The 21,968-nt window shown below is 65.6% G+C and carries 15 protein-coding genes; 11 read left to right on the plus strand and 4 right to left on the minus strand.

Annotated features, from left to right (window positions below):
* The first annotated feature begins 262 nt into the window (after window positions 1-262).
* From ACODSC_RS03435 to msrA, 5 genes are all read left to right on the plus strand, one after another.
* Complete coding sequence (locus tag ACODSC_RS03435; protein ID WP_488811802.1) at window positions 263-3,019, plus strand: TonB-dependent receptor; 2,757 nt, start codon at window positions 263-265, stop codon at window positions 3,017-3,019.
* Window positions 3,020-3,195: 176 nt separating this feature from the next.
* The gene (locus ACODSC_RS03440) at window positions 3,196-5,322 is read left to right on the plus strand and encodes a beta-N-acetylhexosaminidase (protein ID WP_488811804.1); all 2,127 of its coding nucleotides are present in this window, start codon (window positions 3,196-3,198) and stop codon (window positions 5,320-5,322) included.
* Entirely contained in the window at window positions 5,319-7,841 is a 2,523-nt protein-coding gene (gene ptsP / locus ACODSC_RS03445) for a phosphoenolpyruvate--protein phosphotransferase (protein ID WP_488811806.1), read from the plus strand. The genes ACODSC_RS03440 and ptsP overlap by 4 nt, the downstream gene beginning before the upstream one ends.
* On the plus strand, window positions 7,838-9,496 hold the full coding sequence (gene nagE, locus ACODSC_RS03450) for an N-acetylglucosamine-specific PTS transporter subunit IIBC (RefSeq protein WP_488811808.1): 1,659 nt from the start codon (window positions 7,838-7,840) through the stop codon (window positions 9,494-9,496). Before ptsP ends, nagE begins: the two co-directional genes overlap by 4 nt.
* 182 nt (window positions 9,497-9,678) lie before the next feature.
* The gene (gene msrA / locus ACODSC_RS03455) at window positions 9,679-10,182 is read left to right on the plus strand and encodes a peptide-methionine (S)-S-oxide reductase MsrA (RefSeq protein WP_488811810.1); all 504 of its coding nucleotides are present in this window, start codon (window positions 9,679-9,681) and stop codon (window positions 10,180-10,182) included.
* A 34-nt stretch (window positions 10,183-10,216) separates the two neighbouring features.
* Here the strand turns inward: msrA and ACODSC_RS03460 are convergent, their stop codons facing one another.
* Window positions 10,217-11,878 carry an FAD/NAD(P)-binding protein gene (locus ACODSC_RS03460; protein ID WP_488811812.1) on the minus strand — a complete coding sequence of 554 codons (1,662 nt, stop codon included), beginning with the start codon at window positions 11,876-11,878 and terminating at the stop codon, window positions 10,217-10,219.
* Between the two features lie 170 nt (window positions 11,879-12,048).
* Between ACODSC_RS03460 and ACODSC_RS03465 the strand changes: the two genes are divergently transcribed.
* Together ACODSC_RS03465 and ACODSC_RS03470 are read left to right on the plus strand one after the other, a co-directional pair.
* Window positions 12,049-12,288 (plus strand): hypothetical protein, encoded by a 240-nt coding sequence (locus ACODSC_RS03465; RefSeq protein ID WP_488811814.1) that lies wholly within the window; start codon window positions 12,049-12,051, stop codon window positions 12,286-12,288.
* Window positions 12,289-12,735, plus strand: a complete 447-nt coding sequence (locus tag ACODSC_RS03470; protein WP_488811816.1) for a hypothetical protein — start codon at window positions 12,289-12,291, stop codon at window positions 12,733-12,735.
* 14 nt (window positions 12,736-12,749) lie between these two features.
* Here ACODSC_RS03470 and ACODSC_RS03475 read toward each other — a convergent pair whose 3' ends face one another.
* Entirely contained in the window at window positions 12,750-14,039 is a 1,290-nt protein-coding gene (locus tag ACODSC_RS03475; protein WP_488811818.1) for a cation:proton antiporter, read from the minus strand.
* Between the two features lie 175 nt (window positions 14,040-14,214).
* On the minus strand, window positions 14,215-14,862 hold the full coding sequence (gene udk / locus ACODSC_RS03480) for a uridine kinase (protein WP_488811820.1): 648 nt from the start codon (window positions 14,860-14,862) through the stop codon (window positions 14,215-14,217).
* A 158-nt stretch (window positions 14,863-15,020) separates the two neighbouring features.
* On the opposite strand from udk, the gene ACODSC_RS03485 reads away from it, so the two are divergent.
* Together ACODSC_RS03485 and ACODSC_RS03490 are read left to right on the plus strand one after the other, a co-directional pair.
* Entirely contained in the window at window positions 15,021-16,649 is a 1,629-nt protein-coding gene (locus ACODSC_RS03485; protein WP_488811822.1) for a long-chain-fatty-acid--CoA ligase, read from the plus strand.
* A gap of 31 nt (window positions 16,650-16,680) precedes the next feature.
* Window positions 16,681-17,352, plus strand: coding sequence for a DUF1499 domain-containing protein (locus tag ACODSC_RS03490; RefSeq protein ID WP_488811824.1), 672 nt, complete (start codon window positions 16,681-16,683; stop codon window positions 17,350-17,352).
* Here the strand turns inward: ACODSC_RS03490 and ACODSC_RS03495 are convergent.
* Window positions 17,349-18,251: an MBL fold metallo-hydrolase gene (locus tag ACODSC_RS03495; protein ID WP_488811825.1), complete on the minus strand. Its 903-nt coding sequence runs from the start codon at window positions 18,249-18,251 to the stop codon at window positions 17,349-17,351. The two genes, ACODSC_RS03490 and ACODSC_RS03495, sit on opposite strands and share 4 nt — an antisense overlap.
* A 69-nt stretch (window positions 18,252-18,320) precedes the next feature.
* Here ACODSC_RS03495 and ACODSC_RS03500 point away from each other — a divergent pair, with 69 nt between their 5' ends.
* Both ACODSC_RS03500 and ACODSC_RS03505 read left to right on the plus strand, forming a co-directional pair.
* Entirely contained in the window at window positions 18,321-18,467 is a 147-nt protein-coding gene (locus ACODSC_RS03500; RefSeq protein WP_488811827.1) for a hypothetical protein, read from the plus strand.
* A gap of 299 nt (window positions 18,468-18,766) precedes the next feature.
* Complete coding sequence (locus ACODSC_RS03505; protein WP_488811829.1) at window positions 18,767-21,802, plus strand: outer membrane beta-barrel protein; 3,036 nt, start codon at window positions 18,767-18,769, stop codon at window positions 21,800-21,802.
* Window positions 21,803-21,968: the final 166 nt, after the last annotated feature.

A 21,968-nucleotide genomic window follows, 5' to 3' on the forward strand; every position in this document is an offset into this window, starting at 1 on the left:
GCCCCGTCCTGGATCAGCCCGCCCCCGGGCTTGGTGTTGCGCCCATCTGAGCCGATGTCATGCGACCAATCAAGTACCAATGACAAAAAAGAATAGGCCCAATTCGCATTTTGGTCTTGCGCGGTGTGATGGATTGATGAAAGTCTCTCCTTCAACGGCGGCGTAATCAAGCATTCGCAGCCGAGAGATAGACCATATTGGTCTTGCATTGGGCTTTTCAGGATCTGCGGGGGCAGATCCATTGATGGGGAGAACTGGCGTCATGAGTATTCGTCATGCCTTGCTTGCCGGATCCGTCAGCGCCTTGGCGCTGGTCGCGTCCGGCCAGGCCTTCGCGCAGACCGCCGACGCGCCGGTCAGCACAGTGGATGAGGTCGTCGTCACTGGCATACGGGCGTCGTTGCAGCAGTCGCTGACGACGAAGCGGAACGCCGACGCCATCATCGACGTCGTGACGGCCGAGGATGTGGGCAAGTTCCCAAGCTCCAACGTGGCCGAGGCCATCACCATCATTCCGGGGGTCACCATCGACCGGGCCTTCGGCCAGGGCGAGAAGGTCTCCATCCTGGGCACCGACCCGGCGCTGAACCGCACCCTGCTGAACGGCCAGACGGTCGCCTCGGCCGACTGGTTCATCCTCGATCAGCCGGGCCGGACCTTCAACTACGCCCTCCTGGCGCCGCAGATCGTCGGCCGGGTCGAGGTGTTCAAGTCGCCTGAACCGCGCATCGACGAAGGCTCAATCGGCGGCACGGTGGACATCATCACGCGGCGGCCTCTGGACCTGGACGGCACGACCCTGTCGGGCGCGCTGACCTATCTCTACAACGATCGCTCGGAAGAGGGTGATGTCCAGTATTCGCTGCTGGGCGGCTGGCGTAACGAAGCTCGCACGTTCGGGGTCCTGGTCTCGGCCCAGCACGCCAAGGACAGCCTGCGCCGCGACGGCCTGGAATCCTACGGCACCATTCCGGCCAGCTATTACAACGGCGGCAATCCGGAGAATCCGGGCGCGGACGCCATCGCCAACGGCAACTGCGTGGGTGAATGCGCCGCGACCTTGCAGGCCAATCCGGACGCGCGGGGGCTGAACTCGTTCGGCACGCACTTCTTCAACCAGACGCGCGAACGCGACAGCTACACCGTCGCCCTGCAGTGGCGGCCGGTGGAGCAGCTGGACCTGAATTTCGACTGGCTGCACGTCGATGCGACCTATGACAACATCAACCAGTCGCTGTTCGCCTTCCAGGGCAACACCTGGAACAGCCTGGGCGCCCTGACCGACATCGAGGTCGAGGACGGCGTCATCACCTACGCCGCCTTCAACAATGCGTTGAGCGTGCTGGACGTCCAGTACCGCGAAGCCGCGCTGACGACCGACAGCTATCATCTGGACGGCAAGTGGCGGGGCGAGGGGTGGGACCTGTCCGGCGACGTCGGCTACTCCAAGGCCGACGGCGGAACCCAGCGCCAGCTGTTCGGCGAATTCCTGAACTGGGCCGATTACGAGGTCGATTTCCGCGGCGCCCCGGGCTCGCCGGGTACGCTGACCTACACCGATCCCGCCAACGCCGACGTGTTGAGCAATGCGTCGAAATTCGCGTTCGACGGCGGCTGGGGCGCGGGCGATCCGTCGGTGGGGCCAGCGGGCTACAACGCCGGCTGGGGCGGCAACCTGGTCTCCAAGCCCACGACGGACGAGGAGACCTACGGCCAGGTCGATCTGGGCTTCGACCGCACAGGCTTCTTCGACCGGTTCCAGTTCGGCTACAAATACCGCAAGCACGAGACCGACCAGAAGATGTCGGGCGTCACGGTCCAGATCTACGGCGCGCCGGACAACGCCTCGCTGTTCAGCCCCGGTCAGGTGCCGGACAACTATCTGGACGGCTTCGACGGCGTGAACGACCAGATGAAGAACCGCTTCAGCGTCGATGGAAACGCCCTGGCGAACTATATCGAGAACGGCGATTACCTGCGTCCGTGGCAGGCTGCGCCGGTCCCGACCGTATTCGGCAACGCCGAGTTCACGGCCCAGAACTGGAACGTCCAGGAGACGATCAACGCCTTCTACGGCCAGGCGAACTTCGAAAACGACCTGCTGCGCGGCAACATCGGCCTGCGCTACGTCCGCACCGAGTCCGACAGCGGCGGCTACATCTGCGTCAATCAGACCGCGACCGGCTGCGGCACGACCGAGGCGGATTGGGAATGGAGCGTCACCAGCAAGGAGTACGACGACTTCCTGCCCAGCGTGAACATCGCCATCAACGCCTCCGAAGACCTGATCATCCGCGCCGCCGCCGCGAAGGTCATCGCCCGTCCGAACTACGCCGACATGTCCAACTACTTCTGGCTGTCGGATCAGATCCTGACCGGCGGGGGCGGCAATCCTGAGTTGGATCCGTATGAGTCGACCAATCTGAACCTGGCGGCCGAGTGGTATTTCCAGCCCGAGGCCATCCTGTCGGCCGAGGTCTTCTACAAGGACATCTCCAACTACATCCTGCAGGCGACCGCGCCGGAGGAGCACTTCAGCCAGGCCCAGAACGCCGTCACCACCTATCAAATCAGCCGTCCGACCAACGCGGGTTCGGCGAAGCTGAAGGGCCTGTCGGTCGCCTATCAGCAGACCTTCGGCTATGGCTTCGGGGTGCTGGCGAACTACACCCTGGTCGATGGCGAGGCGGACAACGGACAGGATTTGCCGTTCAACTCCAAGCACCAGGTCAATCTGAGCCCCTTCTACGAGAGCGGACCGTTCTCGGCGCGGGTGACCTACACCTGGCGGTCGAAGTACTTCACCGGCCTGGACCGCGGCGACGCCCTCTATGTCCGCGACGTGGACACCCTGGACGCCACGGCGGGCTACAGGATCAACGACAACGTCAGCCTGACGGTGTCGGGGCAGAACCTGCTGGACAGCGAATACTACAGCTACGCCAACACCGTGGCCCTGCCGCGCGGCGTGTACCGGACGGGCCGCAAGCTGATGGCGACCCTGGCCGTCGAGTTCTGATCGATGGAGCGGGGACGGCGCCGCGTCGTCCCCGCAAGCCGATTGCCATGGCCGGGCATCCGTACTCAGGATGCGGCCATGAACGCTTCGACGGATGTTTCCCCTTGGCCTTCTCCTGAGGCCGAACTGGCGCGGAGCTTCGGCTCCGCGCGCTCTTTCCTTCAGCGAGATCCCCTATGACGCCGATCGTCCGCACGACCGCGGCCGCCCTGCTGGCCCTGTGTCTCGGCCTGGCGCCGGCGGCCCATGCACAGATTCAGGCCCAGACGCAGGCCCAGACGCAGGCGCCGATCATCCCCGAGCCGCAGAGCGTGCAGGCGGGGAGCGGCGTCTTCAGCCTGGAGAAGGCGACGGTGCTGTCCGTTCCGGCGGGCGACGCGGAGGCGCGCCGTGCCGCGACCTATTTCGCCGATCTGATGAAACGCACGCGCGGGCTGGACCTGACCGTGCGCGAGAACGCGTCCGGCGCCGGCGGGATCGCCCTTCGGAGAGCGGATAAGGCGCAGGACGCCTACGGCCTGTCGGTCACGGACCAGGGCGCGACAATCACCGCCGGCGGCTTCGGCGGTTTCCTCTACGGCGGGATCAGCCTGTGGCAGCTGGCGACGGCCGAGGCCGGTCAAGGCGACGTTCGCATTCCGGCGGTGACCATCGAGGACGCGCCGCGCTTCGGCTGGCGCGGCCTGATGCTGGATTCCGCGCGGCACTACCAGTCGCCGGAGTTCATCATGGGCTTCATCGACTGGATGGCGCTGCACAAGCTGAACGTCTTCCACTGGCATCTGACCGACGACCAGGCCTGGCGGCTGGAGATCAAGCGTCATCCCCGCCTGACAGAGGTCGGCGCCTGGCGGGTCGAGGCGGGAGCCGGGCCGCGCGCCGACATCGACCCCGCGACGAGTCAGCCGCGTCTGTACGGCGGCTTTTATACACAGGAGACAGTGCGCGAGATCGTGGCCTATGCGGCCGCGCGAAACATCACCATCGTGCCCGAGGTCGACGTGCCGGGTCACGCCAGCGCGGCCGTAGCCGCCTATCCGGAGCTGGGGGTGACGGACGCACCAGGCGCGGCCGTGCCTGCGGTGCCGGCGGACTGGGGCGTCTATCCGACCCTGTTCAACACCGAGGAGTCCACCATCGCCTTCTTCGAGCAGGTGTTCGACGAGGTCATGGACCTGTTCCCCGGCGAATACGTCCATGTGGGCGGCGACGAGGCGGCCAAGGACCAATGGAAGGCCTCACCCCGAACCCAGGCGCGGATGCGCGAGCTGGGCCTGGCGAACGAGGAGGCGCTGCAGAGCTGGTTCATCGGGCGGCTGGAGAAACACCTGAATGCGCGTGGTCGGCGCCTGATCGGCTGGGACGAGATCCTGGAGGGCGGGCTGGCGCCGAACGCCACCGTCATGTCCTGGCGCGGCGTGGACGGCGCGATAGAGGCGGCGCGACTGGGCCACGACGCGGTGATGACGCCGGGTCCGGTGCTGTATTTCGACTATCGCCAGAGCCCGACCGACGGCGCGCCGGGGCGAAAGATCGTCTCGTCGCTGGAGGACGTCTATCGGTTCGATCCGACGCCGGACGAACTGACGCCGGAGCAGGCCGAGCGGGTGATCGGCGTTCAGGCCAACATCTTCACCGAACACATGCGCACCGAGGACCGGGTCGAATACATGGCCTTTCCGCGCGTGGCGGCCCTGGCCGAGGTGGCGTGGACCGCGCATGACCGGATCGACTGGGATGCTTTCCGGGCGCGGCTGGAGCCGCAGCTGGCCCGCTATCGAACGCTGGGGATCGACTACGCCACCAGCGGCCTGGAGCCCGCGCCGCCCGTTCCGGGGCAAGGCGAGCGGCGCTACAGCCATCAGCTAACCACCTGCTCGGACGGGCTGGTGCTGTCGCTGATCGACGATGCGCCGGCGACGGGGGAACGGTCCGTCTTCATGATGGACATCATGAACCCGTGCTGGACCTATGAGGGCGCCGATCTGACCGGCGGCAAGCGGATCGAGGTCGCGGTGGGGCAGATCCCGTTCAACTTCCAGATCGGGGCGGCCAGGGACAACATCCGGCTGACGATGCCGACTACGCCCGAGGGCGAGTTGGAGGTGTTCATCGGCGCCTGTGAAGGCCAGCCCGCGCTGGTGCTGCCGCTGAAGGCGGCCTCGGCCGATCCGGGGGTGACGGTGCTGGCCGGCGAACTGCCAGCGCGCGAGGGGCGTCACGATCTTTGCCTGCGTTTCGCCCAGCCGGGTCTGGATCCGATGTGGGGCGTCGACTGGGTGCGGATCGGAGGCGCGCAGTGACGTCCGTCATCGTCCTGGCCCCCATGGCGGGCTGGCTGGCGCCGCTGGGCGAGGTTCCCGATGCGGCCTTCGCCGAGGGCCTGGTGGGCGACGGGGCGGCCATCGATCCAACCGAGGCCGTGGTGCGCGCGCCGTTCGACGGGGTGGTCGTTGGCCTGCCCGCCAGTCGCCACGCGGTGACGGTGCGCTCGGCCGAGGGCGTCGAGGTGCTGATCCACGTCGGTCTGGAGACGGTGGCGCTGAACGGGGCGGGCTTCACGGTCCATGTGGCCGAGGGCGCGGCGGTGAAGGCGGGCGATCCGCTGTTGACGCTGGACCTGGACGTCATCACCGACGGCGCCCGGAGCCTGATGTCGCCGGTGATCGTGGTCGGTGGCGGCGCGGCGACGGCGATTGATCCGGGGCGCAGCGTCAGGGCTGGGGAGCCGATCCTGACCGTGGTGATCGAGGACGGCGCAGCCCTTGGCAGCCAGGGAGAGACGCTGGCCACGACGGTCAGGGCGCCGCTGCCGCATGGCCTACACGCCCGTCCGGCGGCCCGGATTGCGGCCTGCGCCAAAAGCTTCGACGCGCGGGTGACCTTGAGGCTGGGGGAGCGTCGGGCTGACGCGACCAGTCTGGTCGCCATGATGGGATTGGGCGTCCGGGACGGCGACGAACTGGGGCTGGCGGCGTCAGGGCGTCAGGCGGCCGAGGCGCTGGAGGCGGTGCGGGCGCTGATCCTGTCGGACCTGGAAGAGGCGCAGGGCGGCGCGCCGACGGTCGCGGTCCCGACGGCGAAGGCCGCGCCGGTCATGGGCGAGGACGGCGAACTGATCCTGAGCGGAGTCACGGCGGCGCCGGGCCTGGTCGTCGGTCGGGCCGTGCGGTTGCAGCAGAGGGAAATCGTCGTGGCCGAGATCGGCAGGGGCGTGGCGGCCGAGACGACCGCGCTCCATCAGGCCCTGTCCGCCGTGCGGGCGCAGATCGAGCGGGCCGGTGCGGGGGGCGGAGCGCATCGTCGCGCCATCCTGGCCGCGCACCTGGCGTTTCTGGACGATCCCGGCCTGATCGAGGCGGCCGAGCGCCACGTCGCCGAGGGGCGGGGGGCTGGTTTCGCCTGGCGCGAGGCGACGCGGGCGGGCGCGACCCTGTTCCGCGCCATGGACGATCCGCGCATGGCAGAGCGGGCCGACGATCTGCTTGACCTGGAACGCCAGGTGCTGGTCGCGCTGTCGGGCGAAGCGCCGCCGGCGCCCGCCGCCATCGGGCCGGGGTCGGTGATCGTGGCCGACGACCTGTTGCCGTCTCAGCTGATGGCGCTGGACGCAGCGCGGCTGGCGGGGATCTGCACGGCGCGGGGAGGACCGACTTCGCACGTCGCCATCCTGGCCGCCGCCATGGGCCTGCCGGCCCTGGTCGCGGTGGGCGAGGGGCTGGAGCGGGTCGAGGACGGCGTGTTGGTGGTTCTGGACGCCGACGGCCGCCAGATGATCGCCGCTCCGTCGGCCGCCCGCCAGGCCCGCGCCCAGAGCGACGCGGCCGCGCGCGCGCGCCGACGCGCCGACGCACGGGCCCTGGCGGCGGACGACTGTCGCACGGCCGACGGCGTCCGCATCGAAGTGTTCGCCAATCTGGGCGATGCGGCCGAAGCCGCGCCGGCCGTCGCTGGCGGCGCCGAGGGCTGCGGCCTGTTGCGCACCGAATTCCTGTTCCTGGAGCGGGAGACGGCGCCCGACGAAGACGCGCAACTGGCCGAGTACCAGGCCATCGCCGACGCCCTGGACGGGCGGCCCCTGATCGTGCGGACGCTGGACGCAGGCGGCGACAAGCCCTTGCCCTATCTGCCGACCCCGCCCGAAGAAAACCCGGCGCTGGGCTTGCGGGGCGTGCGGTCCGGCCTGCACCGGCCCGACATCCTGCTGACCCAACTGCGAGCGATCTGCCGGGTGCGGTCCAGAGGCACGGTGGCGGTGATGCTGCCGATGATCGCCTCGACGGCCGAGGTGCGGCAGGTGCGCGCCATGCTGGACGTCGCGGTCGCCGAGACCGGCGGCGCGACGCCGCTGCTGGGGGTGATGATCGAGACCCCAGCGGCCGCCATGACCACGGACCTGCTGGCCCCGGCCATCGACTTCATCTCGTTCGGCACCAACGACCTGACGCAATACGCCCTGGCGATGGATCGCCAGAACGCGGGGCTGGCGGCGCAGTTGGACGGCCTGCATCCCGCCGTGCTGCGGCTGATCGCCCGGTCCGTCGAAGGGGCGGGCGGGCTGAAATGGATCGGCGTCTGCGGCGGGCTGGCGTCGGACCTGACGGCGGTTCCAATCCTGATCGGCCTGGGCGTGCGCGAACTATCGGCGACGCCGTCAATGGTCGCGGAGGTCAAGGCTGTCGTGCGCGGCCTGACCCTGGACGACTGCCGGGCCCTGGCGGCGGAGGCGCTGGGCCAGGATAGCGCCGAGGCGGTCCGTGCGCTGGCGTCGGACCGGCTGGCGTCGCTTCTCAAACCCCGCGCCGTGGGAGCCATGGCATGAAGATCGGCCTTTCCAGCCTGCAACCTCTGGGGCGCGCGCTGATGCTGCCCATCGCGGTGCTGCCCATCGCCGGGCTTCTGCTGCGTCTGGGCCAGCCGGACCTGCTGAACATCGCCTTCATCTCGGCGGCGGGGCAGGCGGTGTTTTCGAACCTGGGTCTGCTGTTCGCCGTGGGCGTCGCCGTCGGCCTGGCGCGGGACAACAACGGCGCGGCCGGACTGGCCGGCGTTGTCGGCTATCTGATTGCGATGGAGGCGTCCAAGGTGCTGCTGACCGTCCCGCCCGAGGTCGTCACCGGGCTGGCGGGCGATGCGGTCGAGGCGGCCGGGACCGCGTTCAAGGACCAGGCGATGGCGCGACTGGGCGTACCCATCGGCATCGTATCGGGCCTGATCGCCGGTGATTTCTACAATCGGTTCTCGACCCTGAAGCTGCCCGACTATCTGGCCTTCTTCGGCGGCCGACGGTTCGTGCCGATCGCCTCGGGGTTGGCGGCGCTGGCGCTGGCGGCCGCAGTCGGGCTTTCCTTCACGGCGATCGATCACGCCATCGACGTCTTCAGCCGCAGCGTGGTCGGATCGGGCGAGGTCGGCCTGTTCGTTTATGGCTTGCTGAACCGGCTGCTGATCATAACCGGCCTGCATCATATCCTGAACAACGTCGCCTGGTTTATCGTGGGCGATTATCAGGGGGCGACCGGGGACCTGAACCGGTTCTTCGCCGGAGATCCGACGGCGGGGGCCTTCATGAGCGGGTTCTTCCCGGTGATGATGTTCGGCCTGCCGGCGGCCTGCCTGGCCATGTATCACGCGGCCCGGCCCGAGCGGCGCAAGGCGGTGGGCGGGATGTTGGCCTCTTTGGCCCTGACCGCCTTCCTGACCGGCGTGACCGAGCCGATCGAGTTCACCTTCATGTTCCTGGCGCCGGTGCTCTACGCCATTCATGCGGTGCTGACGGGTCTGGCCATGGTGGTGATGAACCTGCTGGACGTCCATCTCGGCTTCACCTTTTCGGCCGGCCTGTTCGACTATGTGCTGAACTTCGGAAAATCGACGCGGCCCTGGCTGCTGATCCCGGTGGGACTGGTCTATTTCGGCCTCTACTACGGCCTGTTCCGGTTGTTCATCCAGCTTCTGGACCTCAAGACCCCAGGGCGGGAGGACGAAGAGGTCCGGACGGTCGTCGTGACGCCCGGCGGGCGGGGCGAGGCCTTCGTCCTCGCGCTGGGCGGCGCCGGGAACCTGCGCACCGTCGCGGCCTGCACCACGCGCCTGAGGCTGGAGATCGTTTCGCGCGCCGCCGTGGACGAGCCGGCGCTCAAGGGGCTAGGCGCTCGCGGGCTGATCGCGCCGTCTCCCGGCGCGCTTCAGGTCGTCATCGGCGCCACCGCCGACGCCGTGGCCCAGGAGATGCGCGACCATCTGCAGATCGCCGGCGTCGCGCCGCAGGGAAATAGCTCTGCGGAACCCGTCCTGCTCGATGACGCCCTGACTCACGCGCTCGGCGGCGCCGGCAATGTGCGCTCGGCTGTGAAGAAGGCCGGTCGCATCTGCATCGCACTGTCGGAACCAGAGGCGTTGGATATCGAGGCGCTCGCCAGGGCCTGCCCCAAGGGCTTCGTTCACACGTCCAAGGGACTCCAGCTTCTGGTCTGACTGGGTTCAAAGCCTTCACGCGTTAGATGCATTGGAACGTCGACATCATCGCGCCTCGCTGCCGAAGGCATGTCTGAATGTAACGGACGCGTCTAGATCGGCGTAGGTCGCCATGCCACATGCACAATAATGCTATGGGTCAACGCACGCTTGCGCCCCACAACGAATGAAAGACCTGAGCCATGACGGACAAGACGGAACGCGCCGTGCTGGCGGGCGGGTGTTTCTGGGGGATGCAGGATCTGCTGCGTCGCTACAAGGGCGTGGTCTCGACGCGGGTCGGCTACACCGGCGGGGACGTGGCCAATGCGACCTACCGCAACCACGGCACGCATGCGGAGGCGATCGAGATCGTGTTCGATCCGGCCCTGATCAGCTATCGCTCGCTCCTGGAGTTCTTCTTCCAGATCCATGATCCCTCGACCCTAAACCGCCAGGGCAACGACATCGGCCTGAGCTACCGTTCGGCCATCTACTATGTCGACGAGGCGCAGAAGGCGTTGGCGCAAGACGTGATCCGCGACGTGGACGCCTCGGGCGTCTGGCCCGGCAAGGTGGTGACCGAGGTCGAGCCGGTGGGGCCGTTCTGGGAGGCGGAGGCCGAGCATCAGGATTATCTGGAGCGCTATCCGGCCGGTTACACCTGCCACTTCGTGCGGCCCGACTGGACGTTGAAGGCGTCCTGATCGGCCTTTAGGCGGCCTAGGCGGCCTAGGCGGCCTAGGCGGCCTGGGCGGTCGAGGGGGCGAGGGTCTGGCGCTCGGCGTTGAGCGCCTCGGCGAGGTCGCGGCCGACGATCCGTCCCATGTCGAACGAACTGGTGATGCCCTGGACGAACGGATGTCGTCCCATGATGAAGGGCAGGCTGAGGCAGTACAGACGCGCGATCCGGCCGGCAGCGGACAGCGGATGGAAGGCGTCGTCGATGGCGATGCCGCGTCGGGCCTCGGGCGCATCGGCCGATACGTCGTCGTGAATGAGGCCCTGCTTCACCAGCGAGGGGAAGGGGAACTGGTCGGCGGACAGCGGCCGCTGGCCCATGGCCTCGACGAAGGTCGGGAAATGTCTGCGACCGTCGCCAGTCTCAAGCACGGCGCCGCCTCGTGCGGGATCGGCGTCGATCCGGTAGTCGTCGCCCAGCGCCAGGATCTCCAGCTTGCCCGCCCGGTGAAGGGCCAGCATCCGCTCGATCGATTCATGCGGGACCGAGCTGTAGTCGTCCACGAAGACCGGCTTGAGGTGCTGGTTGAACCGCGCGAACGACCGCCCATCCAGATGCGGCGCGATCAGGCCGATGACCTCGTGCATTCTGAGGATGGCGTAGCGCCAGGGCACGACCACCTGATCGCGGTGGTTTCTCCGGGCCTCTTCGAGATTGGCTTCGGCCCATTCGAACGGGTCGGCCTGCGCCCGGGCGGCGAAATAGCATTCCGCGAAGGTCTCCACCGTCGCGTCCGCCAGGCCGTTGGCCTGCGCATAGGCGGGGTCGGCGTGGGTCAGTTCGCGTTTGAACAGGGCGAACGCCGCATCGAGGAGGTCGCCATCCGGCGCCGTGATCAGCCGCTCGATCGCCTCGGTCGTGCAGATCGCTAGGGGCGGGTGCGGCAGGGGGAAGTAGAAGTCGGCCTCAGGCAGCAGGCCCTTGCGCGACATCAGGGCGAACCGCAGGCCTGACGTTTCCTCGGCGGGCTCATAGATCAGCACGCCGCCGCGTCGCACGAAGGCGCCGTGTGCGGAGGCGATCGCGACCGCCGTGTCGATGGCCGTCAGGGACGAGCCGCGAACGCCGACCTCGACGGGGGGCAGGGCGGTCAGACTGGAGGCGGGCCAGGGCGACAGGAAATAGCCGGGGCTGGGCTGCTGGACCGGCCATTGGTGGCCCGTCGCCAGAACGACGAAGTCGAAACGCTGATGATAGAGGAAGTCGCCGCCGGGCGAGACGATCAGCCCGACGCTGTCGTGGTCATAGACGGCGTCCACGACCCGGCATCCGGTGCGGACCTCGATCCTGATCCCCGCATGCCGCGCGCGATCGACCAGGGCGTCGAATTGTTCGGCGTAATATCGACCCAGGGTGAGGCGGGAAAAGAAGGTGCGATCGTCGATCTGGTCCGGCGCAATCCCCAGGGCGGCCAAGGCGCTCGTCGACTGGCGGCCGAGCCAGTCCACCAGGGTCTCGGTGACGGGCGGGATTTCGACGCTGGCGATATTGGCCAGCATGGCGGGGTGGTTCCAGCCGGGCCGATAAGGCATGCCGATCCCGGCCTCGGCTTCCGCCTCGAAGACGGTGATCTGGATGTCGCCGGGCGCCTGATCCAGCAGGGCCGCCAGCGTGTAGAGGGTGGTCGGTCCCGCGCCGACGAAAGCGATGGTTGAACTCATGCCACGTGAATGCGCCTGTCTGGAAATGGCGCCACGCCCTTGCGAAAATTGTCATAAGTACGGTTGCGGAAACAACCACTTGCGTGGTCGGACACAAGTCGGTGTGGAGGGTTGGGGCTGACTCCACAAACCGCGTTCGTTGTGAGAGGAATGTCGCGGGAGGACCGATCATGACAACCCGGAAGACCCTGATCCGATCGCAGGCGGGCGTCCGATTGATGCGTGTCGAGCAACTGGCGGAACGGCAACGCGTGGTGCAGCAATCCTGGCGGCTGTCCACCTTGCGGCACGGCCAGCCGCGCCAGTTCGCCGACGAGACCGAGGCCGAGATCGCCTTCGACATCGAGGTGGTCACGGCCCTGATGGACCCGGTGGTGCTGGACATGCAACGGCGCGGATTGATCGACTGAATGGCGCCCAGGCTGAAGGTCTTCACCTGGTCGGACGGTTTTCACGCCTTCTCCGTGGCGACCAGCTCGCGGCCCAAGGCGCTGGAGGCCTGGGGATCCAAGCAGGACCTGTTCGCCACGGGCCTGGCCAGTGAACTGAGCGGCGGGCTGGACTATGAGGCGGCCCTTGCCTCGCCAGGCGAAGTGGTCGAGCGCGGCCTGACTATCGACGTCGGCAAGATCTCCAAGGCGAGGACGAAGACGTCGGCTGGCCCTTCGAAGGCCAGGCGCGAGAAGGTCGCGAAGCTGGAGGCGGCGCTGGAAGCGTTGGACGGCGACCATCAGGCCGCATCGGCCGAACTGGACGCGAAACAGCAGGCGCTGAACGACCGGCGCGCCGCCCTGGACGCCGACCATGACCAGCAGCGCAAGCGGATGGTGGCTGACCTGAAGAAGGCCAGGGGTTAGGCCCGCCGGTCCGGCTAGGCTGCGGCGCCGCGACCGGCGGTCTCCGGCGGCTCGATGTCGCGGTCGGGGTCGCGGCCCTGGCTTTTGTCGAACATGCGCATGACGGGCGTGACCGATACGCCATGCAGCAGGATCGACATCAGGCAGATCAGGCCGACCAGCGCCCACAGGCGGTCGCCCTGCTGGAAGGACGCGCTGTTGAGGCCATAGGCGAGGTAGTAGAAGGACCCCACGCCGCGAATGCCGAAGAAGGCGAGGATCAGCTTCTCACGCATAGGCCGGCGCCAGCCGATGAAGCCTACAAGCCCGGCAAGGGGGCGGACCACCAGCACGACGACAAAGGCCGCAGCGATGTCGATAGGACGAAGCGGCGCCAGCAGGCCGGACGCCAGGGCGCCGCCGAACAGGACCAGCACCACCATCATCGTCATACGCTCGATCTGCTCGATGAAGTCATGCATCTGGACGTGGAAGTCGTGGTCGCGGTCGGCGTGGCGGAAGGCCAGGGCGGTGATGAAGACCGCCAGGAATCCGTAACAGTGCAGCATCTCCGTCACCGAATAGGAGATGAAGGTCGCCGCCAGAACGATGAAGCCGTCGCGCGTGGCGGCCAGTTTGCTGCTGACCGGAATGGCGAAGGTCAGCCAGCCGAACACCCATCCGATCGCCCAGCCCACCGCCAGGCCGGCGAACACTTCCCACAGGACATTGACGGTCAGCCAGTCGGTGAACCAGTCGGGCTTCACGCCGGACGCCGCCAGGGCCAGGGCGATGGCCAGATGGACGAAGGGGAAGGCCAGACCGTCGTTCAGCCCGGCCTCCGAGGTCAGGCCGAAACGCACGATGTCCTCGCGCCCCTCCTGCGGCGCGCCCACCTGGATGTCGGCGGCCAGCACCGGGTCGGTGGGCGCAAGACAGCCGGCGAGTAGGACGGCGGCGGCCACGCCGAGGCCCAACACCGTAAAGCCGATCAGGAAGATAGCGGCGACGGACAGCATCATCGTTATGCCCAGCAGCCGCCAGGTGACGCCCCAGCGCCTGAAGCTGAAGATGCTGTCGATCTTCAAGCCGGCGCCCATCAGGGCGATGATGACCACGAACTCCGTCAGCCGCTCCGTGATCTCGGGAAACCGCTGCGGCAAGGGCGCGAAGTCGATACCCGGCAGGGCGAACAGGCCGGCGCCGAGGGCGACGCAGACGATCGGCAGCGAGAGCGGAACCTTGCGGAACACCAGCGGAAGCCAGGCGACGAGGGCGATCAGGGCGCCGACGACGAACAGGACGACGATATAGGGATCAGGCATGCCGCTCCGGACCGAAAGATGCGGGTCCACAATGCATCAGCGGCCTTCCGGTCGCATCAGCATCCGACGGGATAGCGCGCTTGAACCGAAATCGGGTTTTCGGAACGGTTATCCAGACGCGACGTAGAGGCGCGCCGTCGGGATCGAAACACCCCCGTGTCAGGGACCTCTTGCGCTAACCGTCCAGCAAACCCTGCAGCAGCGGATGGGCCAGGACCGGCGCGGCGAGACGCACCACGGCTTGCGGGTCTTCCAGGCGGACGGCCGCTGTGGCGTCGGCGACGATGAAGTCGGCGTGGGTGCGCGACGGTTCGGTCAGGCGCTCGTGGCCCGGACGCACGGTCGCCAGATATTGCGCCACGACCGAATCCGCCGACCGGCCCCGCTCGGTCTGGTCGCGCAACAGGCGGCGGATGAAGCGGATGTCGGACGGCGTGTCCACGAACACCCGGATGTCGAACAGGGCGGTCAGGTCGGGGGTGCAGAGCACGTGCGTGCCCTCGACAATCACCACCTCGGCGGCGGGGATCGGCTCTCCGCCCGGCTCGCGCCCGTGATGGATGAAGGAATAGACCGGCGCCGTCACCGCCCGCCCGGCCTTCAGTTCCCTCAGGTCCCCGATCATCAGGTCGTGGTCGCGCGCCGCCACATCGTCGAAGTCGAAGGTCGCGGCGTCGAAGCCGGGCAGGGAGGCCGCATCGCGATAGTAGCTGTCCTCGCGCACCAGCACGGCCGCCCCTTGCGGCAAGGCCGAAACCAGCGCCTCCGCCAGGGTGCTCTTGCCGGAGCCGGAGCCCCCCGTGATCGCGATCAATATGGCCATGACCGGCCTTCTAGAGCGCCAGACGGACCGACGCCACAGGGGACGATCGGTCGCGCGGAACATGACGTTGCGTCACGTTGCTTATCGCTGATCACCGATGATAGCGTCCGTCCCAAGCGTCGCATTCAAGCAGGCGTAACCAAGGAACAGGAAACGACATGCTGGGCTTGATGCAGGACTGGCCGCTGACGGTCGATAAGATCATCGACCACGCCAAACATTGGCATGGCGACCGCGAGGTTGTGACCCGCTCGGTCGAGGGCCCCATCGTCCGCACGACCTATGGCCGGATCCATGAGCGCGCCAAACGCGTCTCCAACGCCCTGAAGGCCTGGGGCGTCGCGCCCGGCGACCGCGTCGCCACCCTGGCCTGGAACACCGACAAACATATCGAGACCTGGTACGGCGTCATGGGGATCGGCGCGGTCTGCCACACCCTGAACCCGCGTCTCTTCCCCGAGCAGCTGGTCTATATCATCAACCACGCCGAGGACCGGGTCATCTTCACCGACCTGACCTTCGTGCCGTTGCTGGAAGCCATCCTGCCGCACATCCCCAAGGTCGAGCGCGTCATCGTCATGACCGACGACGCCCATATGCCGCAGACCAAGCTGCCCCGGGCCGAGGCCTATGAGACGGTGATCGCGGGTCAGTCGGCCGAGGTGGTCTGGGGTGACTTCGACGAACAGACCGCCTGCGGCCTGTGCTACACCTCGGGCACGACGGGCAATCCCAAGGGCGTGCTGTATTCGCACCGCTCGAACTTCATCCATACGCTGCTAGGCCTGCAATCGACCGTCCTGGGCGCCACGCCCAACGAGGTGATCCTGCCGGTCGTGCCGATGTTCCACGCCAACGCCTGGGGCATCGCCTTCGGCGGACCGGCGGCCGGCGCCAAACTGGTCATGCCGGGCGCCAAGATGGACGGCGCCTCGATCTACGAACTTCTGGAGAGCGAGAAGGTCACCTTCTCCGCCGCCGTGCCCACCGTCTGGCAGGGCCTGCTGGGCCATATGAAGCAGAACGACCTGCGGCTCTCGACCGTCAAACGGGTGCTGATCGGCGGCTCGGCCGTGCCCGAAAGCCTGATCCGCGCCTTCCATGACGACTATGGGATCGAGGTGCTTCAGGGCTGGGGCATGACCGAGACCTCGCCCATCGGCACCCTGTCGAACATGACGCCCGAACTGGCGGACAAGCCGTTCGAGGAACAGCTGAAGTGGCGCGTCAAACAGGGCACCCCGCCGCTGGGCGTGGAACTGAAGCTCAAGAACGACGCGGGGGCGACCCTGGCGCATGACGGCGCGACCTTCGGCCATCTGATGGTCAGGGGGCCGACCGTCGCCCGCGCCTATTTCCGCGAGGAGGGCGACATCATTGACGACGAAGGCTTCTTCGACACCGGCGACGTGGCGACGGTGGACGCCATGGGCTTCATGCAGATCACCGACCGGTCCAAGGACGTGATCAAGTCCGGCGGCGAATGGATCAGCTCCATCGAGATCGAGAACATCGCCGTCGGCCACCCCAAGGTCGAACTGGCCGCCGTCATCGGCGCCGCCCACGCCAAATGGGACGAACGACCGGTGCTGATCGTGCGGCTCAAGGACGGCGAGACCCTGGACAAGCAGGAGCATCTCGACTTCCTGCAAGGCAAGATCGCCAAATGGTGGATGCCCGACGACGTGGTCGCCGTGGACGAGATTCCCCTGGGCGCCACCGGCAAGATCGACAAGAAGCTTCTGCGCGAGCGGATGAAGGACTACCGTCTGCCCGATCCCGCCTGAAGGCTGGGGCTGAGTTCGAACCGGAGCCGCAATGCCGTCCAGAAAGCCTGTACCCGCCGTCCTGCCGTGGCTGACGGCGCTCGCGGGGGCGCCGGCGGTGCTGATCGTGGCGGCGATCGCGGCGACGAAGTTCGGCGGGGTCGATCTATCGGTCAGCTATGATCTGCTGACCTGGACGGTGGCGCGCATCCTGGCCTGGGTCGGGCTGGCGGGCGCCTTGGTCGCGGCGGTTCTGGCGGTGCGCGACCTGAAGGGCAGGGGGCTTTACGCCCTCGTCGCCCTGGTCCTGGCCGGGGCGACGGTGGGCGGCTTCGTCTGGCGGCAGGGACAACTGGCGACCCCTTCGCCCCTCGATGTCACCACCAACGCCGACGAACCGCCGGCCTTCTCGCGCGTCGCCGCCCTCCATCGCGGTTCGACGTCGCAGACCTGTCCGAACGTGAGCGCCGTCCCCACCCAGGTCCTGGCCCAACAGGCGACCTCTGCCCTGGTCGACGCCGGCTTCGTCGTCACCCGCGCCTCGACCTTCGAGGTCGAGGCCGTGCATCAGGGCGCCTGGTTCGGCTTCGTCAGCGACGCAATCGTCCGCATCCGCCCCGGCCGCACCGACATCCGCGTCGCCGCCCGCGACCCGCGTCCCGACGGCGGCGCGACCTGCCGTCTGGCCGCCCGCATCGCCACAGGCCTGGACGCTGCGCGCTAGGCCAGCCGGAAAGTTGCGCCCAGTCCAGGCTCGGGATCGCTGACCGCCGCGCCGTCCTTGACCAGCTTGATCAGATGGGCCAGCACCGACAGAGACGCCGCCGGCCACAGGCGTTGATCGACGGCCGCATAGAGGACCGGGACCATTTCCGCGATGGTCCGATCCCCCGCCGCTATCCGCATGACGATCTGCGCCTCGCGCTCCAGCCGGTGAGCGCGATAGGCCTCAAGGAACGGCCGCACCTGCCTCACCGGCGCGCCATGCGTGGGCCACAGCACATCGAAGTTTCGCGCGATTACGGCGTCAAGGCTGGCCATATACTGGTTCATGTCGCCATCCGGCGGCGCCACGACGGTGGTGGACCAGCCCATCACATGGTCTCCACAGAACAACCCGTTCTCCTGGCGTAGGGCGAAGGCCATGTGATTCGACGCATGCCCGGGCGTGAATAGCGCTTCCAGCGTCCAGCCGTCGCCCTCAATGAACTCACCCCCCGTCAGCGCTAAGTCGGGCGCGAAGTCCGCGTCTTCCTCCTCGTCCAGCGCGCCGGAGGCGTGCGTCTCCCTCGTGGGGGGCGCGGCGGCCAGAATGCGCGCGCCTGTCGCCGCCGCGAACGGCCTGGCCAGCGGCGCGTGGTCCCGATGGGTGTGGGTGACCAGGACATGGCTGACCCGTCGCCCCTCGACCGCCCTCAGCAGCGCAGACAGATGCGCCTGGTCCAAGGGCCCCGGATCGATCACCGCAACCGTCGCGCCCGGCTCGGCGCGGCCAATCACATAGGTCCCCGTGCCGGTGAAGGTGAAAGGCCCCGGATTGTCAGCGATCACGCGCTGAACCAGCGGCGACACCTGATCGGACCGCCCATAGGCGAAGTCGAAGGTCGTGACGAAAGGAATCATCCCGAACATCTCCCGCCTTGGCGCAGCCTTTGCGTCAAGGTTTCGATAACCATCCCTGGAGCGCCCGCCATGGCCCGTTCGACCACCTTCGCTGTTTCAAATCGGCTCCAGCCTATCGTGGCGGCGCTGCTGTGTCTCATGGCGGTTCAGATGATCGCCGCATCCTGCACCCCGGAACCCGCGCCCTACGCCACGCGAGCGGTAGTGGAGGGGTGAGGTCGAACTACGCGCGAAATATTATCTTCGCGCACTAATGACCCAAGAAACGCCGAGTTACCCGCAAGGATAATCCATTCCACTACTCCGAGACGCACGATAGTGGCCAAATATGGCAGAGGTTGCCTTCGTGTGGCCATATTGCGACAGCCTGGCGACGAAGACATTACCGGTCTGTAATAGCTGTGGCGTCCCCTCCGAGCGCCGTTATGGTCATGATCAATCTACGCGCAATGGGGGCGTGGAGGTTCATGCGCTGAAGCCTAAGGGCGTCAGGTCGGCATTCAGGAGGACTACTTTTGAAAATCCAAACCATTCGTGAGCGACTGTTGGCGGGTACGATGATGGGCGGCGCTGCGCTGATGGCGCTCGCTGTCGCTCCGGTCGTTCTGCTTCCTACGGCTGCTCACGCCCAATCACAGACGGGTGGTCTCCGTGTGTCCATCACCGGTGACTCCGGTCAACCGCTGGCGGGGGCTACCGTTGTTGTTAGCTCGCCCAGCAGCTTGGTTACTCGTACTGCTGTAACGGATGCGGAAGGTCGCGCGAGCCTGCGTGGACTGGACCCTGCCACCAACTACACGGTTGCCGTGGAAGCTACCGGCTATGAGCCATTCAGCTCTTCGAACGTCGCAGTCGTCAGCGGCCAGGACCGGTCGGTAGGTTACGCGATGAGCAGCGGCGCCGTTTCGACCTTGGGGGATATTGTCGTTACGGGCACGGCGCTGGCTGCGGTCGATGTCACGTCGGCAACTGTCAGCACGACGCTGAACCTCGACATCGTGGAATCGCTTCCCACCGGACGTAGCTATCAAAGCTATCTGCAACTGGTCCCTGGCGTAAAACCAGGTTCGAACCCCTCGTCGAAATCGGGCATCAACTCGTCCGTGACGGGTACAACTGGCGCATCATCCGACAATATCTACGTCCTTGACGGTGTGAACGTTACAGACCCGGTCACGGGCACATTCGGGGCAAACTTCAACTCCGAAATTATCCAAGAACAGCAAGTCATCACTGCCGGCGTTCCGGCAGAATACGAAGGCGGATCCGGCCTGATTTCGAGTGTCATTACGAAGTCAGGTGGTAATGAGTGGCATGGTTCGCTCAACTATTATCTTCAAAATGACACGCTGGTCCAAGAGGATGAGCATGGCGAGTCCGCAGGTTTCTCGACCTATGATACCGCGTTCACCTTGGGTGGTCCCATCTGGAAAGACCGTCTGTGGGTATTCGGGTCCTACCAGAAAAAGCATCGTGAAGATGATGTCTTGAACCTCGATACCGGTGAAGTTCAGCGTACCGTTGAAAATGACGCGGAATATGGATTCGCAAAAGTGACTTGGCAGGTCACTCAAGACGACCGCCTTACCGCAACTTACTTCAGCGACCCCACTGAGATCAGCGGCAGCTCGAGCGCTTCCATCCGAAACTATCGGGATACCTCCCAGGTTCAGGGTGGGGACAATTACAAGGTCGATTACTCTCACACCTTTGGTGACCTAACAGTCGGCGGCTACTGGTATAAGCACGAGTCGGAACTTTCTACTCTTGCCGCAGACCAATCTACTCGAAATAATGTCGTGTTCCTTCGCGGTGCCGACTACGAGTATGAAGAGGCCAATATTGGTGGTTCTGGCACCAACACCGAACGTTTCCGGAACCGTGAAGAGTGGGGCCTCCGCGCGGAATACTATCTGGATACGGGCCGGTTCGGTACCCACACGTTCAAGGCTGGGTACACCTCGACGGAAAACCAAAGCATCGTCGATTCTCAAGTCGCGGGTGGAGCGACCTATACGTCGATCTCTGATCGCTATTCCGGCACAACCTACGGCGATATTTCGAGTGGAGCGTTCACTAGCGCGGTATTCAGCGACGACGACCGCGCCCGAGTGATCGCTGGCATCGACGCAAGCAGCAATCGTGCAGCCATATATGCAGACCTGGACACCGACGGAGACGGTGCTCTGTCGGTTGGCGAAATAAGCGCGATCGAATTCACCGACACTTCTGGAAACCCCGGCGGCCAGATCAACGCTTATCGTTCGCTCCGCACAGCAGATGGCGTGAACGATGTCCGTAGCGAAGGCAAATCGGCTTTCCTGCAAGACACTTGGACAATGGACCAATGGACGGTTAACGCCGGCCTGCGTGCTGAAGAGTGGACCCACATCGCGTCTAACGGGGAAGAACTGTTCACGTTCGACTGGGAGATCGCTCCCCGTGTCAGCGTTGTCTATGATCTGTTTGGAGATGGTCGCTCCAAGGTGTGGGCTTTCGGCGGTCGTTATTATGACCCCGTTCGTAACGACATGACTGGCTTTGCCGGCAGCCTGTCGGGTGCTGTGGATGCAGAACAGATCAATATTAATGGTGAGTGGGTCACGTTCCGGACCCGAGGTGGTGCGCAGGTCCTTGATTCCATCTTCGCTCCAAGCACCCAAACGCCTTACACGGATGAGTTTGTCCTTGGTTATTCCACGACGTTCGGCAACGACATCGGTCTGACGCTGACTGCGACGAAGCGTGATACCAGGAACATCCTGGAAGATTACGACCTCGCAGTGTATTCGGATCCGAACGGTGTTGGAGAAGATGGTCAAGCCGTTCCAGGCAGTGCTCTGTACATCCCATATTCGTATTTCGGGCTAAGTGACGCCCAAATCGAAGCCGTAGGTAATCAAGAGATTAACTATGTGCTCGGGACGTTGCGAGGTGGTAAGCGCGATTATATGGGTTATGAAATCACCTTGCAGAAGTTCAAGACGGACAACTGGCAAGCGTTGATTTCATATACTTATAATGACGCGCAAGGTAACAGTTCTTCGGACGGCAACGCGGGCGTTCAGGGTGACTTTATCTATCTTGACCCCCGTGCGCCTAACATCTGGGGCAAACAACCAGGAAATATCGAGCACATCTTCAAGGCCTTTGGGTCGTATGAGTTCGATTTCGGCCTAGAGGTTGCCGCCGTGTTCAACTGGAACAGCGGAATCATCTTCACTCCCGTGAGCTACCTGTATGGGTATGTGGCTGGCCCTCGTGACGATGCCTACGAGTTCGAGGGAACTACTTCCACTTGGCTGTCGCCAGGTTTCACGGGCCAAGGTAAGGCGCCATCGTATTATACGCTGGATGTCCGGGCATCGTATGATGTTGACTTGGCCTTCGGTAAGGCAGAGCTGTTCCTGGACGTGTTCAACGTTCTTAATCAGCAGTCCGCCACATCCGTCTTCACTGACGTGGCTGGCAACGCCGATTATGACTTTGGCGAAGCTAATAACTGGGTCGCGCCGCGGCGCGCCTACCTCGGTGTTCGCTACTCGTTCTAACGCGACGGCGTGCACATCTGGTTGATGTAGCGAACGTCTTTAAAATGGGGCGGCGAACCTTCGGGTTCGCCGCCCTTTCTTTTTTTCGCCGCACAAAAACCATTCCGGCGATCAAACGTTACAGGCACCAGTTCAGGCCGGGGGGCTCAAGACAACGGGATGCCAA

This window comes from Brevundimonas sp. FG128, from assembly GCF_057809775.1.

Coding starts and splice junctions, on each gene's coding strand:
- ACODSC_RS03485 (WP_488811822.1), top strand. CDS start 15,021: ATGCTGGGCTTGATGCAGGACTGGCCGCTGACGGTCGATAAGATCATC.
- ACODSC_RS03470 (WP_488811816.1), top strand. CDS start 12,289: ATGGCGCCCAGGCTGAAGGTCTTCACCTGGTCGGACGGTTTTCACGCC.
- ACODSC_RS03435 (WP_488811802.1), top strand. CDS start 263: ATGAGTATTCGTCATGCCTTGCTTGCCGGATCCGTCAGCGCCTTGGCG.
- ACODSC_RS03495 (WP_488811825.1), bottom strand. CDS start 18,251: ATGATTCCTTTCGTCACGACCTTCGACTTCGCCTATGGGCGGTCCGAT.
- ACODSC_RS03490 (WP_488811824.1), top strand. CDS start 16,681: ATGCCGTCCAGAAAGCCTGTACCCGCCGTCCTGCCGTGGCTGACGGCG.
- udk (WP_488811820.1), bottom strand. CDS start 14,862: ATGGCCATATTGATCGCGATCACGGGGGGCTCCGGCTCCGGCAAGAGC.
- ACODSC_RS03500 (WP_488811827.1), top strand. CDS start 18,321: ATGGCCCGTTCGACCACCTTCGCTGTTTCAAATCGGCTCCAGCCTATC.
- ACODSC_RS03460 (WP_488811812.1), bottom strand. CDS start 11,878: ATGAGTTCAACCATCGCTTTCGTCGGCGCGGGACCGACCACCCTCTAC.
- ACODSC_RS03465 (WP_488811814.1), top strand. CDS start 12,049: ATGACAACCCGGAAGACCCTGATCCGATCGCAGGCGGGCGTCCGATTG.
- ACODSC_RS03475 (WP_488811818.1), bottom strand. CDS start 14,039: ATGCCTGATCCCTATATCGTCGTCCTGTTCGTCGTCGGCGCCCTGATC.
- nagE (WP_488811808.1), top strand. CDS start 7,838: ATGAAGATCGGCCTTTCCAGCCTGCAACCTCTGGGGCGCGCGCTGATG.
- ACODSC_RS03440 (WP_488811804.1), top strand. CDS start 3,196: ATGACGCCGATCGTCCGCACGACCGCGGCCGCCCTGCTGGCCCTGTGT.
- msrA (WP_488811810.1), top strand. CDS start 9,679: ATGACGGACAAGACGGAACGCGCCGTGCTGGCGGGCGGGTGTTTCTGG.